Annotated in this window: 9 protein-coding genes; 3 read left to right on the top strand and 6 right to left on the bottom strand. The window is 63.4% G+C overall.

Annotated elements, in window-relative coordinates:
* Positions 1-171 precede the first annotated feature (171 nt).
* Together alaS and ybaL are read left to right on the top strand one after the other, a co-directional pair.
* Positions 172-2,850: an alanine--tRNA ligase gene (alaS, locus tag AB7828_RS11260; protein WP_441230175.1), complete on the top strand. Its 2,679-nt coding sequence runs from the start codon at positions 172-174 to the stop codon at positions 2,848-2,850.
* 259 nt (positions 2,851-3,109) lie between these two features.
* Complete coding sequence (gene ybaL, locus AB7828_RS11255; RefSeq protein ID WP_439059152.1) at positions 3,110-4,801, top strand: YbaL family putative K(+) efflux transporter; 1,692 nt, start codon at positions 3,110-3,112, stop codon at positions 4,799-4,801.
* Between the two features lie 22 nt (positions 4,802-4,823).
* Here ybaL and AB7828_RS11250 read toward each other — a convergent pair whose 3' ends face one another.
* The 6 genes from AB7828_RS11250 to AB7828_RS11225 all read right to left on the bottom strand — a co-directional run bounded on the left by AB7828_RS11250 (position 4,824) and on the right by AB7828_RS11225 (position 13,526).
* Positions 4,824-5,528 (bottom strand): SDR family oxidoreductase, encoded by a 705-nt coding sequence (locus AB7828_RS11250; protein ID WP_309948854.1) that lies wholly within the window; start codon positions 5,526-5,528, stop codon positions 4,824-4,826.
* 139 nt (positions 5,529-5,667) lie between these two features.
* Positions 5,668-6,150: a DUF3455 domain-containing protein gene (locus tag AB7828_RS11245; RefSeq protein ID WP_441232229.1), complete on the bottom strand. Its 483-nt coding sequence runs from the start codon at positions 6,148-6,150 to the stop codon at positions 5,668-5,670.
* A gap of 90 nt (positions 6,151-6,240) precedes the next feature.
* The gene (locus tag AB7828_RS11240; RefSeq protein WP_441230174.1) at positions 6,241-8,307 is read right to left on the bottom strand and encodes a prolyl oligopeptidase family serine peptidase; all 2,067 of its coding nucleotides are present in this window, start codon (positions 8,305-8,307) and stop codon (positions 6,241-6,243) included.
* Between the two features lie 94 nt (positions 8,308-8,401).
* Positions 8,402-9,616, bottom strand: a complete 1,215-nt coding sequence (locus AB7828_RS11235) for an NADP-dependent isocitrate dehydrogenase (RefSeq protein WP_068735892.1) — start codon at positions 9,614-9,616, stop codon at positions 8,402-8,404.
* A 206-nt stretch (positions 9,617-9,822) separates the two neighbouring features.
* Positions 9,823-11,547 carry a carbamoyltransferase C-terminal domain-containing protein gene (locus tag AB7828_RS11230; RefSeq protein WP_441230173.1) on the bottom strand — a complete coding sequence of 575 codons (1,725 nt, stop codon included), beginning with the start codon at positions 11,545-11,547 and terminating at the stop codon, positions 9,823-9,825.
* Positions 11,548-11,795: 248 nt separating this feature from the next.
* On the bottom strand, positions 11,796-13,526 hold the full coding sequence (locus tag AB7828_RS11225; RefSeq protein WP_441230172.1) for an alpha/beta hydrolase family protein: 1,731 nt from the start codon (positions 13,524-13,526) through the stop codon (positions 11,796-11,798).
* A gap of 290 nt (positions 13,527-13,816) precedes the next feature.
* On the opposite strand from AB7828_RS11225, the gene AB7828_RS11220 reads away from it, so the two are divergent.
* On the top strand, positions 13,817-15,031 hold the full coding sequence (locus tag AB7828_RS11220) for a TrmJ/YjtD family RNA methyltransferase (protein ID WP_441232228.1): 1,215 nt from the start codon (positions 13,817-13,819) through the stop codon (positions 15,029-15,031).
* The last annotated feature ends 21 nt before the right edge of the window (positions 15,032-15,052 follow it).

Below are 15,052 nucleotides of genomic sequence, written 5' to 3'. Positions count from 1 at the left end.
AATGATCCCTTGTCATCCCCTTGCACAGTTTCTGGACAGCCCTAGTCCCGCCGGTCTAAAAGCAACCGGTTGTGGCATTGGCCGGCGGCAAATCTTCAAACAATTTGGCCGTGGGCGATTTTTAGGCGCCAAGTCTTGAACGTAACAAGTCTTGGGCGCAATGGGACTGATATGAGCGGCGTTAACGAGATCAGGTCGGCATTTCTGAATTACTTCGCGGCGAATGGTCACGACATCGTGTCGTCGTCGCCGCTGGTGCCGCGCAACGACCCCACGCTGATGTTCACCAATGCCGGCATGGTGCAGTTCAAGAACGTTTTTACCGGCGTCGAGAAGCGGCCTTATCAGCGCGCGACGACGTCGCAGAAATGCGTCCGTGCCGGCGGCAAGCATAACGACCTCGACAATGTCGGCTATACCGCGCGCCATCACACGTTCTTCGAGATGCTCGGCAACTTCTCGTTTGGCGATTATTTCAAGGAACGCGCGATCGAGCTCGCCTGGAACCTGATCACCAAGGAGTACGGCCTCGCCAAGGACCGCCTGCTGGTCACTGTCTATTCCGAGGATGATGAAGCTTTTGCACTGTGGAAGAAGATCGGCCTGCCGGATTCCAAGATCATCCGCATCCCGACTTCGGACAATTTCTGGCAGATGGGCGACACCGGCCCGTGCGGTCCGTGTTCGGAAATCTTCTTCGACCATGGCGACAAGATTCCAGGTGGCCCTCCCGGTTCCCCCGATGAAGACGGCGACCGTTTCATCGAGATCTGGAATCTCGTTTTCATGCAGTTCGACCAGCTGGCGCCGGGCAACCGCATCTCGCTGCCGAAGCCGTCCATCGACACCGGCATGGGCCTCGAGCGCATCGCTGCGGTGCTGCAGGGCAAGCACGACAATTACGACATCGATCTGTTCGTCGCGCTGATCCGTGCCATCGCCGATCTTACCGGCGCCGATCCGCAGGGCCCGATGAAGGCCTCGCTGCGCGTCATCGCCGACCATCTGCGCGCCTCGTCGTTCCTGATTGCCGATGGCGTGCTGCCGTCGAATGAAGGCCGCGGCTATGTGCTGCGCCGGATCATGCGCCGCGCCATGCGTCACGGCCAGTTGCTCGGCGCCAAGGAGCCGCTGATGTGGCGCCTGGTGTGGGCGCTGGTGCGCGAGATGGGCCAGGCTTATCCGGAGTTGGTGCGCGCCGAGAGCCTGATCGAGGAAACGCTGCGGCTCGAAGAGACGCGCTTCCGCAAGACGCTGGATCGTGGTCTCGGCATTCTCGACGACAAGAGCGCGTCGCTGAAGAAGGGCGACATGTTCGACGGCGAGACTGCGTTCACGCTGTACGACACCTACGGTTTCCCGCTCGATCTGACCCAGGATGCGCTGCGCAACCGCGGCATCTCGGTCGATATCGCGTCCTTCACCGATGCGATGGAGAAGCAGAAACAGAAGGCCCGCGCGTCGCGCTTTTCCTCCGGCGAGACCGCGACTGAGGCCATCTGGTTCGAGTTGCGTGAAAAACTCGGTGCGACGGAATTTCTCGGCTACGAGACCGAGTCTGCGGAAGGCGTCGTACAGACGATAGTGCAGGGCGGCCCCGAGGTGACCGAGATAAAGCCCGGTAAGGGCGGCCAAGTGATCTTCAACCAGACGCCGTTCTATGCGGAGTCCGGCGGCCAAGTCGGTGATACCGGGTTACTCATGCGCGCATCAGACGGTGCCATCATTGGTGAAGTTCGTGAGACTCAAAAGAAGGCCGGCGATCTCTTCGTTCATCACGTCCATATAGAAAACTATGGCCTGAAGGTCGGCGACGCAGTTCGTCTGGTTGTGAATTCAACCAGACGGGGTGAAATTCGCCGCAATCATTCTGCGACCCATCTTCTGCATGAAGCGTTGCGTCAAGTGCTCGGCGATCACATCGCTCAGCGCGGCTCGCTGGTGGCGCCTGATCGTCTACGTTTCGACTTTGTGCATCAGAAGCCGATCACGGCGGAAGAGCTCCGCCGTGTCGAAGACATTGCTAATAAAGTCGTGCTCGAAAACGACGAAGTCACCACGCGCCTCATGGCGGTGGATGATGCCCGTGAGGCTGGTGCCCGTGCACTGTTCGGAGAAAAATATGGCGATGAAGTTCGGGTCGTCATAATGGGGCAGGGTGACGGTAACGCGCTCGGCTGGTCGGTCGAACTCTGCGGCGGCACCCATGTGCGGCGCACTGGCGACATCGGCATGATCTCGGTCACCGGCGAAAGTGCAGTGTCTTCCGGCGTGCGCCGCATCGAGGCGCTGACCGGTAATCATGCGCGTCATCACGCCAACGAGACGATGCAGCTCGCCAAGACCGCTGCGAACGAGCTCCGCACGACGCTCGACGACATGCCAGCGCGCATCGCTGCGCTGATGGACGAGCGCAAGAAGCTGGAGCGTGAGCTCTCCGAGGCGAAGAAGACCATCGCCATGGGCGGCGGTGCTGCCGCTGGCGCATCGGCCGCTGGTGGCGCGTCCGCAGACGTCAAGACTGTCGGCGACGTCAAGCTTATGGCCAAGAGTGTGTCGGGCATCGAGATGAAGGATCTCAAGAGCCTCGCCGATGCCGGCAAGAAGCAGCTCGGCTCCGGCGTGGTCGCGATCATCAATGTCGGTGAAGACGGCAAGGCCGGCGTCGTGGTCGGCGTGACCGAGGATCTGACCAAGCGTTTCAGCGCTGTCGATCTGGTGAAGCTCGCCTCTGAAGCCTTGGGCGGCAAAGGCGGCGGTGGGCGGGCGGACATGGCGCAGGCCGGCGGTCCGGACGGCGCCAAGGCCGATGCGGCGCTGGCGGCGATCGAAGCGGCGATCGGCAACTAATCTCGTCATTCCGGTGTCGCGAACGCCGCCAGGCGGGCGCGAACCCGGAATCCCGCAATGTGACTCTCACATCGAGATTCCCCGCCATTCCAACTGGAATGGCTGAGGTTCACGCTCTCAGCTTCGCTGAGATCGCGTCCCGAAATGGCAGTGTGGGTCACACAACCCCATCTCGCGATGACGTGACCGCTCGCGCCTGCGACCATGAGTAGCCCTCGTTAAGGGTGGCATCCCACGCGCCCATGCGGCAAAAAGCGGCATGGAGCATAACACCCCGCTGATTTCCACCGTCGTCGTTGGCCTCGTACTGGCATTCATCCTCGGCCTGATCGCACAGCGTATTCGCGTGTCGCCGCTGGTCGGCTATCTGCTCGCCGGCGTCTTCATGGGTCCATTTACGCCCGGCTATGTGGCGGACCAGAATATCGCCAATGAACTCGCGGAAATCGGCATCATCCTGCTGATGTTTGGCGTAGGCCTGCATTTCTCGCTGAAGGATTTGCTGTCGGTCAAGAATATCGCGATCCCCGGGGCCATCGTGCAGATCGCCGTGGCTACGCTGCTCGGCATCGGTCTCGGCGAGGCGCTGGGCTGGTCGTTCGGTGGCGGCCTTGTGTTCGGCCTCGCGCTGTCGGTGGCTTCGACGGTGGTGCTGCTTCGCGCGCTGCAGGAACGACGCCTGGTGGACAGCGAACGCGGCCGCATCGCCATCGGTTGGCTGATCGTCGAGGATCTCGCAATGGTGCTGACGCTGGTGCTGCTTCCGGCGATCGCTGGCCTGCTTAAAGGCGAGGGCAATGGTGCCAGCATGTCGTCGTTGGCTATGCCGGTGCTGATCACGCTCGGTAAGGTCGCGGGCTTCGTCATCTTCATGCTGGTGGTCGGCCGCCGCGTCATCCCGATGCTGCTGCACTATGTGGCGCATACCGGATCGCGCGAGTTGTTTCGTCTTGCGGTGTTCGCGATCTCGCTCGGGGTCGCCTTCGGCGCAGCTCTCATATTCGACGTGTCATTCGCGCTCGGTGCGTTCTTTGCGGGCATGATCCTCAGCGAATCCGAACTCAGCCAGCGCGCCGCCAATGAGACGCTGCCGCTGCGCGACGCGTTTGCGGTGTTGTTTTTCGTTTCGGTCGGTATGCTCGTCGATCCGGCGATCATCCTGCGCGAACCGCTGCCGCTGCTCGCCACCGTGTTCATCATCCTGTTCGGCAAGTCGGCGGCTGCCTTCGGCATCGTCCGGCTGTTCGGGTATCCGACCTCGACGGCGCTGACGATCTCCGCCTCGCTGGCGCAGATCGGCGAGTTCTCCTTCATTCTCGTCAGCCTCGGTGTGGGCCTCGGTCTGCTGCCCGATCGCGGTCGCGATCTTGTGCTCGCCGGCGCGATCATCTCGATCATGCTCAATCCGCTGTTCTTCGCGTTGCTCGATCGCTTACTGGCCGACAAGGACGCGAAAGCAGCGGCAGCGAGTGAAGCCGCTGCTGCGGACAGCAAGGAGAAGGCGGTCCCGCGCGTCCCGTTGCCGGACACCCAGCTCAAGGACCACGTCGTGCTGGTCGGACACGGCCGCGTTGGCAGCGTCGTCAGCAGGGCGCTGCGCCTGAACAACACGCCGCTGCTGGTGATCGAGGACACGCCAGGTGTCGTCGAGCGCCTGCAGAGTCTCGGTGTCGAAGTGATCACCGGCAATGCCGCGGCGCCGGACATGTTGCAGGCTGCGAATGTGATGGGCGCCAGGGGATTGCTCGTCGCCATCCCGGACGCCTTCGAAGGCGGTCAGATCGTCGCCAAGGCCCGTGCGCTCAACCCTACGCTTCCAATCATCGCCCGCGCCCATTCCGAAGAAGAGATCGCGCATCTCAAGCATCACGGCGCCAATGTCGTGATCATGGGCGAGCAGGAAATCGCCAAGGCGATGCTGCTGCAGATCGGCGCGACGGCGGCCGTTTAGTCGCGCCGTTGCGATCAGGTCATCACACCGACCGCGTCATGCCGCCATCGACGCGAATGTTCTGGCCGGTGATATAGCCAGCGCCATCCGATGCGAGGAATGCGACCGTGGCCGCGATCTCCTCGCTTTTGCCATAGCGTTGCATCGGGACGCTCTGGCGGCGTTCTTCGGTGGCGGGCAGGCTGTCGATCCAGCCGGGCAGCACATTGTTCATCCGTACATTGTCGGCGGCAAAACTATCTGCGAACAATTTTGTGTAAGAGGCGAGACCGGCGCGGAACACGGCGGAAGTCGGAAACATCGCTGAGGGCTCGAATGCCCATGCGGTGGAGATGTTGATGATCGCACCGGATTTTTGCTTCTGCATGATCGGCGTCACCAGTCGCGTTGGCCGGATCACGTTCATCAGGTAGACATCCATGCCGGTGTGCCACTGCTCGTCGGTGATATCGAGCAGCGGCGCACGCGGGCCATGACCGGCGCTGTTTACCAGCGCGTCGATCCGGCCCCATTTCTCCAGCGTGCCATCCACCAACCGCTTCAAATCGTCGCTCGACTGGTTGGAGCCGGTGACGCCAATGCCGCCGAGCTCTTGCGCGAGCGCTTCACCTTTGCCGGACGACGACAGGATCGCAACCTTGAACCCGTCAGCGGCAAGGCGGCGCGCCGATGCGGCGCCCATGCCGCTTCCACCGGCCGTGATGATGGCGACTTTGCTAGATGACATGAGGCGGTCTCCCTGAATGTTTTTCTGGTCGTCTTGCTCTAGCGGCAAATCGTTCGGCGTAGAAACGCAAACCCAGCGCCTGGCTCTGTGCCTGCTTGGTATTCTCCACCGCGCCGGAGTGTCCGCCGGCGAAATGTCCTTAGCCCTTGCGCAGGAACACGTAGTCGGCCGAATAGGGCTCGCTCTGTAAAGTGCCGGCGCCGCTGCAGGTGCCGCCGAGCGTGCCGCCAACGGTGTTGATGCGCTGTACCGTGGTCACGCCGCTCAACATGCCGCTGCCGCGATGCGAGGCGGCTTCGAGACGGAGCCACGGAATGTCCTTGGCAGTGGTGCCTGGTGCGTTGCCGGTCACCTTACCGACCACGGCGCTGCCATCGCTGTATTCCCAGTTCGGTCCGGCATAGTGCCGCCCCACGGTCTTGCCATCGGCCATCAGCGTGGCGATCGGCTCGCGGAACGTCCATGTCAGCTTTCCTGAAGCGTCGGCGTTGCACTCATAGACCTGCGCGCCTTCAGCATGCAGCTTGGCGATCTGCGTCTCGCCGGGGGCTGCAATCGCATCCGGCACCTGCGCCGAAGCAGAGAATAGGCCCGCGTCACTGAGCGAGAGCGCGACAATCATGGTCAGGATCGGGCGTTTGAAAACATGGGGCGTATTGCAGGTCATGTGAACCCTCTCTTGCTCTGGTTGGTAGTTGCTCTGTCGTTCGTTTTACGCAGCTCCAATCGTCCGCCGTAGAAACGCAAATCCCAGAGCCTGGCTCTGTGCCTGCTTGGTATTGTCGACGGCGCCGGAGTGTCCGCCCGCCACCGTCTCGTTGAACCAGACGGGATAGCCAAGCTCTTCGAGCTTCGCCGCCATCTTGCGGGCGTGGCCGGGATGGACGCGGTCGTCGGTGCGGTTGGTGGTGATGAAGATCGGTGGATAGGTCTGGCCTGCAGCGGCGAGATGATAGGGCGAGTATTTCTGCAGATAGGCCCACTCATCGGGGATTTCCGGATCGCCATATTCGGCGATCCAGCTCGCGCCGGCGAGCAGTTTGGTATAGCGCGCCATGTCGAGCAGCGGCACGCTGCACCAGATGGCGCCGAACAGTTCCGGATAGCGCGTCAGCATGTTGCCGACGAGCAGGCCGCCATTACTGCCGCCGTGGCAGGCGAGTTTCTGCGCCGTTGTGATACCTGATGCAGCGAGATCTCGCGCCACAGTCGCGAAGTCGTCATGGGCCACATGCTTGGTGATCTTGCGCGAAGCCAGATGCCACGCCGGGCCGAACTCACCACCACCGCGGATATTGGCGATGGCGTAGAGATGACCTTGTTCGAGCCATAGCTTGCCGGCGATGCCCATATAGGCGGGTGTCAGCGATATCTCGAAGCCGCCATAGCCATAGAGAATCGTCGGCCGGGGCGGGGCGTCGGCAGAAAGATTCTTGCCGATCAGGAAGTAGGGAATCCTGGTGCCATCAGCGGCCACTGCATGGCGTTGCTGCACCTCGATGCCCTCGGGATCGAAATTGGGCGGCGAGCTCTTCAGCGGCTCGGGCACGCCTTGGCCATTCCACAGCGCTGTCGTTGTCGGCCGGTCGAAGCCCGTGACGGTGAAGAGCATGTCGGTGCCGAGATCGGGATCGTCCTCGCCGCCGAAATTCTGCGCCGAGATCGTGGCGTTATCGGGCAATCCCGGAAGTGCCGTCTCGCGCCAGCCAGCCTCGCTCCGCTGCAGCAGAGCGAGGCGACCGCGGACGTTATCGAGGATTTCGAGCACGATGCCGTGCCGGGTCTCCGACCATGACTGCAGCGCGCGGGTCGGTGTCGGCATGAAGACGATCTCGAAATCGCGTGCGCCAGACAGGAAGCGATCGAGGTCGATGACGGCGAGTGCGCCGGTCGGGATCGTCTGGTCGCCGACGGTCCAGTCCTGTTTCGGGCTGACCAGAAGATCATTGGCTTCGGCCGAGACCGAGATCTCCTCCGGCAGTTCGAGGCGCAGGCGCTTTCCGGCATGCGGGCCATGCTTGCGCTCGACGAAGATATGCGAGCGCGTGAAATCCAGCGCGCGCCAGTACATCACGCCTTCATGGCTCGGTCGGCGGTTGACGCCGAACCAGGCGGCCACGTCCTGCTTCTCGACCTCGAAGACGGTTTCAGCCGCAGCCAACGGTGTGCCGCGCGTCCATTTGCGTACGGTGCGGGTATAGCCGGCCTCGGTGCTGTCCTCGGGCGTCTGCGCGCTGCCGAGCAGCAGCGTGTCCTGATCGACCCAGCTCACCTGCGTCTTGGCCTTTGGGATGATGAAGCCGTCGGCAACGAAGCTCTTGCTGGGAATATCGAACTCACGGATCTCGATGGCGTCAGTGCCGTTGAACGACAGGCTGATCAACGCGCGGGTCTTATCTGGGGAACGCGCAGCACCTGCGAAGGCCCAGGAGATGCCTTCCGCTTGGTTCAGTGCGTCGATGTCGAGCAGCACGTCCCATTCAGGCGTATCGGTCTTGTAGCTCTCCAGCGTCGTGCGGCGCCAAAGCCCGCGCGGATGAGCGGCGTCTTTCCAGAAATTATAGAGATAGTTGCCAGACTTTCCGACGAAGGGAATGCGATCGTCGGCGTCGAGGATCTTCATGACTGCGTCGAAGTCGCGCTGGTAGGCATCGCTGCAGAGGAAGCCGTCGGTGCGCGCATTCTGTGCCTCGACCCATGCCACGGCTTTCTCGCCCTCGATTTCTTCGAGCCAGACATATGGATCATTGCTGCCGTCGGCGGGATTTGGCGTAGTCATGGGTCACCTCGGAAACGTGTCGTCTCAAAAAGAAAGTCCGGGGTGCCTGAGGCAACCCGGACTTTCGGATGGTGCAGTCAGGAGAGGGCGGAAATCAGGCCGCCAGTTCCTTGGTCAGGTTTTCCGCGACCTTGTCGAGGAAGCCCGTGGTCGAGAGCCAGCGCTGATCGGCGCCGACCAGCAGCGCGAGATCCTTGGTCATGTAGCCGGCTTCGACAGTGTCGACGCAGACCTTTTCGAGGGTCTTGGCGAACTTCGCCAGTTCGGCATTGTTGTCGAGCTTGGCGCGGTGGGCGAGGCCCTGGGTCCAGGCGAAGATCGACGCGATCGAGTTGGTCGAGGTTTCCTTGCCCTTCTGGTGCTCGCGGTAGTGACGGGTCACGGTGCCGTGGGCGGCTTCGGCTTCCACTACCGAACCGTCCGGCGTCAGCAGCACCGAGGTCATCAGGCCGAGTGAACCGTAGCCCTGGGCCACGGTGTCGGACTGCACGTCGCCGTCGTAGTTCTTACAGGCCCAGACGTAACCGCCGGACCACTTCATGGCAGCAGCCACCATGTCGTCGATCAGGCGATGCTCATAGGTGATCTTCGCGGCTTCGAACTTGGTCTTGAATTCGGCGTCGAAGATTTCCTGGAAGATGTCCTTGAAGCGACCGTCATAGACCTTGAGGATGGTGTTCTTGGTCGACAGGTAGACCGGAACGCCGCGCGACAGGCCGTAGTTCAGCGATGCGCGGGCGAAGTCGCGGATCGAGTCGTCGAGGTTGTACATGGCCAGCGCGACGCCGGCGCCGGGGGACTGGAACACTTCGCGCTCGATCACGGCGCCGTCTTCGCCGACGAATTTCATCGTCAGGGTGCCCTTGCCCGGGAACTTGAAGTCGGTGGCGCGGTATTGGTCGCCGAAAGCGTGACGGCCGATGATGATCGGCTTGGTCCAGCCGGGGACCAGGCGCGGCACGTTGCTGCAGATGATCGGTTCGCGGAAGATCACGCCGCCGAGGATGTTGCGGATGGTGCCGTTCGGCGACTTCCACATCTGCTTGAGGCCGAATTCCTTCACGCGCGCTTCATCGGGGGTGATGGTGGCGCACTTCACGCCGACGCCGTATTTCTTGATCGCGTGGGCGGCGTCAATGGTGACCTGATCGTCGGTCTTGTCGCGGTATTCCATCCCGAGGTCGAAATACATCAGGTTGACGTCAAGGAAGGGGTTGATCAGCTTGTCCTTGATGTACTGCCAGATGATCCGGGTCATCTCATCGCCGTCGAGTTCGACGACGGGGTTGGCTACCTTGATTTTTGCCATGGTGGTTCGGGCCTTTAGCGCGTTGCGGGAGGGATGATTTGTAGGGGGGCTATAGCACCGCGCAGGACCCGGCGAAAGCCGGGGCGTCATGCAGTTTCGGCGCAATTTTCAGCCCAAAACGCAGGCTGTTTTTGCTCAAAATGCAGCCTGCGCCGCGGTGCCCGCCACCACGTACCAGCTCGCCGGCGGGCTGCCGTGCCGCGCCGTTACGCCGCGTCGCGCCGGTACAGGCCGCCTGTGGTCACCAGGAAATCGATCCGCCCGTCGAGCAGCGCCCGCAGCGCTTCGTCCGGGCTGTTGACGATGGGCTCCTCGTGGACGTTGAAGCTGGTGTTGACCAGCACCGGCAATCCGCTGGCCTCTGCAAACCCCTCGACAATGTCATAATAGAGCGGATTGTCCGGACGCGCGATCACCTGCGGCCGCGCGGATCCATCGACATGAACCACGGCGGAGATGCGGTCCCGCCATTCCGGCCTCACGTCGCAGGCTATGGTCATGTAGCGGCAGGCGCGCGCATTGACGGGATTGACGTCGAACACGTCCGCGGCACGCTCAGTGGTGATGACGGGGGCGAACGGCATGAATTCGGAACGGCTCAGCCGTTCGTTCAAGAGGTCGTGGGTGCCGCGCCGGGCCGAATTGGCGAGGATGGTCCGGGCGCCGAGCGCGCGGGGGCCGTATTCCATCCGGCCATTGAAGATCGCGCCGATCTCGCCCGCCACCAGCCGCTTCACCGCGCCATCGACCGGCGCCTCGTCGACACGGTGAATCCCCGGGGTGGCTGCGATGCCGGCGTCGAGCCCGGCCTGAAAATCGCGGCCGAGATAGACATCCCCGAGATCGCGGCGGCGATCGAGCCATGGCACGAGGCCGTCGCGCCGCATCAGGTAGGACAGCGCCCCGCCGATCGGCAGGCCGTCGTCGCCCATCGCCGGGAAAATGAACAGTTCATCGATCGGCAATTGCTCCGCGAGCAGGCGGTTGAGCTTGACGTTGGCGAACACGCCGCCGGACAGGCCGAGATGTCGCGCCGGATGCCGCTGCAAAAGGCGCTGCAGCGACAGCAGCATGGTGTCTTCCAGCACCTTCTGGATCGACGCCGCAAAATCCTCGCGCCCGGCCTGTTTGGCCAGCCGGCGCATCAAGGCGTTCATCTGGTGATAGCTGCGAAAGCCGGACTGGATACGTCCATCCGGGGTGACCGAAAAATACCCGGCGATCGTCTCAGCCGCTGTCGGTTGTCCCATGGCGGCGAGCCCGGTCAGCTTGCCCTCGTGCCGGTTGGGTCGAAATCCGAGCGACTTGGTCGCCGCGCTGTAGGCACGGCCCAGGCTGTCGACGGGATTGGGCAGGAACAGACAGGCGTCGTCGCCGTAGAGCGTCGTCAGGCGGCCTTCGGCGAAGTGCCGGTAGCTGTAATTGACATTGTCGCCGCCGCCATCGGCCGTCACCAGCAGGGCATCCGGCCACGGGCTGTAGAACAAGGTGGGCAGCGCATGTGCTTCGTGGTGGTTGTAGAAATGGATCGCGGCATCGTCGCGGAAGCCGCCGTCGCGCCGCCATGCCGCGGCGTCGAAGACGTCCTCTGCCCGCGGCGCGCGGTAGCGATGCTGCTCGGCGCCGAGCAGCAGGCGGTCCTTGCCGACCCGGCTGCGATACTGCTCGCGCAGCCAGCGGAGGCCGCCGAGGCGGGGGAAATAGGCCTTGGGAAACATCGCGCGGCTGGAGGCGACGACGTCGACATCGCGCCGGGTGGCGCCGGCGATCGACAGCACCTCGTCGATGGCCGCATCGGGGTGAGTGCTGCCATCGCTCTTGCGCCGGGTCAGTCGCTCCAGCGCGATGGCGGCCTTCAGATCGTAATCTTCGAAAATGGCGACGGCGGCGTCATGGACGCCGGAGTGAACGCTGAGGATAAGCTGAGGCATGAAGGCTGCAAGGTCGTTCCCGGGGGGCGCACATTACCTACGCCCCGCTACGACCGGCAAATCACGAGCGCTTGGCCGGGAACTCGCCTTCATCCGGATTGTCAGGGCAGGCAGGCCGCGAACACGGCAAGGCATCGTCGCCGCATGAGAGCGGCACGGTCCGCGGCCTCGCACGCCTGCCCCGGCGAAAGCCGGGGCGTTATGCGGTTTCAGCCCAATTTTGAACCCAAAACGCAGGTTGTTCGTGCTTAAAATGCAGCCTGCGTCGCTGTGCCCGCCACCACGTACCAGGTCACCAGCAGGCTGCAGATCAGGGCGCCCGGCAGGCTCGATCCGGTGCGCCGCCAGGTGAAGGTGGCAATGACCGCCACAATCGCCATCAGGGGCACGAACTGGATTGCCACGATGGTGTTCAGCGGCACCGAGGTGATCACCGCGGGTGCCGGGTCGATCAACTGGCCGTTCAGGAACAGGGCGCCGTACTGGATGCCCAGCAAGAGAGCGAAGCCAAAGGCCAGCGCGGTCATGTTGGTGAGGTAGACGGCGGACCGGCTGGCGCTGAGCGTCGAGAAATTCCGGTGCATCACGTGCAGGGCGATCACGAAGAACAGGGTGATCGGGGCGAGGTAAATCAGCGCCATCAGGGCCTGCTTGGCGCTGAGCAGCTTGACCGCCACAATCCAGAACCGGAAATCGACGGTGAAGATCAGGTCGGCCAGCCAGAGCGCGAGATAGCCGGAGGCGACGGTTGCGAGTGCGATGGCGATCGACAGGCCGACAATGCCACGCCTGCTGGCGCGCTTCGGCGCGAACGGCATCAGCACCAGTGCGATGGCGGCGTTGATCAGCGCCCAGACCACGATCTGATTGGTGATCGCCTGTGGCAGCCAGGGCTGCGCCTTCAGGTAATTCCCAGCCAGCGTGAAGGCCGGATAATAGGTCAGGGCCGGGATCAGGATCGACAGGACGAGCGCCATCAGCCAGCGCCCGCGGTTGACAGGGGTCTCGACGGGCTTCGAGCCGTCGGCCGGTTTGGGCAGGATCAGCCGGGAAAACATCCGGGCTTCCAGCAGGCCGTCGAACATGCCGATCAGGAATGCGACAAAGCCGAGCAAAGCGAGGCCGGTGCCGATCTCCTTGCGAAACCAGATCTGGTCGGAGGCGGGAAGCGGCTTGCCGCCGGTGAGGGTCTTGCCGAACCAGTCGAGGGCATAGCCGATCGCCTCATGGGAGATGTGCTCGGCGGGGTGGGTGATGGCCGGGGTATAGAGCACCCGGGCGGTACCCGCCGCGAGGTCGCCATAGACCTTGCCGGGTTCGACCGCCGCTGATGTTCCAAACAGCGCCCACAGCTTCGGGCTGGTGACCACGTCGCGGGCCTTCGGCACGCCCCACATTAGCGGGGAGAATTCTTCGTACTGGGCGAACACCAGCGCCAGGTTGCGCGGCCAGGAGGGCGTGCCGTCGGCAGCGAAGGGCTTGCCGGTGGAGGAGCCTTCGAGGACCATGGCCTTGTAGTCGTTCGGCATGGCGGTGGCAGCGGCCAGCACGGTCCAGCCGCCCATCGAGTGACCCTCGAGGCCGATATTGTTTTTGTCGACGATGGCAAGACTGCGCAGATGCGCCAGTCCGTCCGGTCCGCCGAACCCGTTTGCGAAAGCGGGCCCGTCACTGTAGCCGTGGCCGGCCTGGTCGAGCGCGAGGACGACATAACCGCGGCGGGCGAATTCGATGGCGAAGCCGTCCTGGGTCTCGCGGGAATTGATGTAGCCGTGGACCGCGAGGATGCCCGGCGCCGGGGTCTGCGGGGTGGCATTCGCAGGGGTGTAGAGCAGGGCGCTCATGGTGTTGCCCTTGGCGCCCTTGAAGCGGATGTCCTCGATCTTGATGCCGCCCGAGGTCTGCGTGAAATGCGCCAGCAGGCTGCCGGCGACCATCATCACGGCACCCGCTATTGCCAATGTCCATCTTGCGCGCATCGCATTCCTCCCATAATCCGGCGCCTGGCGTTGCTGGCGGTCGGTTTCGCTTTAAGTTTCGTTTTTCTGTCTCTGGAACGGGTAACCGAAAGCGGACGCAAAGCAAACGGAGTGCACGGGCACGCCGGACGGTTTATGGGGAAATCTCGCCAAGCCCTGCCAAGCCGTTCAACCGGCTGGTAAAAACGGGCTCACTTAAAGTGGCCTGTAGCGCCCCGGATGAGGTGTTGAATCAAAACCTTCACGGGTTGATTCAAGACCTTCAGAGATTGAATCAGAAAGTGAAGTGTATGTCCGGTTCAGGCACCGACTCTACCAAGGCGCATACCGACCTCGTCGGCCCCGTTGTCATCCTCGTCGAACCGCAGCTCGGCGAGAACATCGGCATGTGCGCGCGGGCCATGGGCAATTTCGGCCTGACCCGGCTGCGCATCGTCAATCCGCGTGACGGCTGGCCGAACGTCCATGCCCGCCGGGCAGCGTCGGGCGCCGATCACATCCTCGACAAGGTCGAGCTGTTCGACACCGTCGAGCAGGCAGTGGCCGACTGTACGCTGCTGTTCGCCACCACCGCCCGCGCCCACGATCAGGCCAAGCCGGTGGTCGCGCCCGAGGCCGCCGCCGCCGAGACCATCGCCCATGTCGCGACCGGGGCCACCGCCGGCATCCTGTTCGGTAGGGAGCGCTACGGGCTGCAGAACGAGGAGGTCGCGCTGGCCAACCGGATCATCACCTTCCCGGTCAACCCGGCCTTCGCCTCGCTCAACCTTGCCCAGGCGGTTCTCCTCTGTGGCTATGAATGGTTCAAGCAGGCCACCGCCAACGCGCTGCCTTACGCCATGCCCGAGCGCTCCGAGCCGGCCTCGCAGCACCAGATGAGTGCGTTCTTCGACAACCTTGTCGGCGAACTCGACAAGGTCGAGTTCCTGCGCCCGCCGGAAAAGCGCGACACCATGCTGGTCAACCTGCGCAACATCTTCACCCGGATGGAGCCGACCAAGCAGGACATGCACACGCTGCACGGCGTGGTCATGGCCATCGCCGAGGGCCGCAAGGGCCCTGCCAAGGGCGGCGTGCTCGACGGCGAACAGGCGACCCGGCTGCGCGCGCTTCTGGCCGAACATGGACAGGGCGCGCAGGCGCATGAGAGCGGCACGGTCCGCGGCCTCGCGCGCATGCTCCGCCGCAATCCGACCGATGCCGAGCGCCTGCTGTGGGACCAGCTCCGCGCCGACCGCCGCTTCGCCGGCCAGTTCAAGCGCCAGACCCCGGTGGGCCGTCACATCCCGGATTTCGTCTCCTTCCCGGAGCGGATCGCCATCGAACTGGTCAATCCCGGCGAGACCGAGGTGATCGTCAGCGACCGCGCCGCCCGGAAGGCCTGGCTGGAAGAGCGCGGCTACCGGGTGATTGCGATGCGGGCGGAGGACGTGACAACAGACATCGCGCCGGAGCTGGATCGGCTCGAGGCGCTGCTCGCCAGTGGAATGCCGGGGCAGGGGTGATCTGAAATCGGGTGGCGCTTC

It is taken from the genome of Tardiphaga sp. 215_C5_N2_1 (genome assembly GCF_052076055.1).
Classification (GTDB): Bacteria; Pseudomonadota; Alphaproteobacteria; order Rhizobiales; family Xanthobacteraceae; genus Tardiphaga; species Tardiphaga robiniae.
This window is presented reverse-complemented; position numbering and strand designations above follow the sequence as displayed.

Coding starts and splice junctions, on each gene's coding strand:
- AB7828_RS11240 (WP_441230174.1), bottom strand. CDS start 8,307: ATGACTACGCCAAATCCCGCCGACGGCAGCAATGATCCATATGTCTGG.
- AB7828_RS11230 (WP_441230173.1), bottom strand. CDS start 11,547: ATGCCTCAGCTTATCCTCAGCGTTCACTCCGGCGTCCATGACGCCGCC.
- AB7828_RS11235 (WP_068735892.1), bottom strand. CDS start 9,616: ATGGCAAAAATCAAGGTAGCCAACCCCGTCGTCGAACTCGACGGCGAT.
- ybaL (WP_439059152.1), top strand. CDS start 3,110: ATGGAGCATAACACCCCGCTGATTTCCACCGTCGTCGTTGGCCTCGTA.
- alaS (WP_441230175.1), top strand. CDS start 172: ATGAGCGGCGTTAACGAGATCAGGTCGGCATTTCTGAATTACTTCGCG.
- AB7828_RS11245 (WP_441232229.1), bottom strand. CDS start 6,150: ATGATTGTCGCGCTCTCGCTCAGTGACGCGGGCCTATTCTCTGCTTCG.
- AB7828_RS11220 (WP_441232228.1), top strand. CDS start 13,817: ATGTCCGGTTCAGGCACCGACTCTACCAAGGCGCATACCGACCTCGTC.
- AB7828_RS11225 (WP_441230172.1), bottom strand. CDS start 13,526: ATGCGCGCAAGATGGACATTGGCAATAGCGGGTGCCGTGATGATGGTC.
- AB7828_RS11250 (WP_309948854.1), bottom strand. CDS start 5,528: ATGTCATCTAGCAAAGTCGCCATCATCACGGCCGGTGGAAGCGGCATG.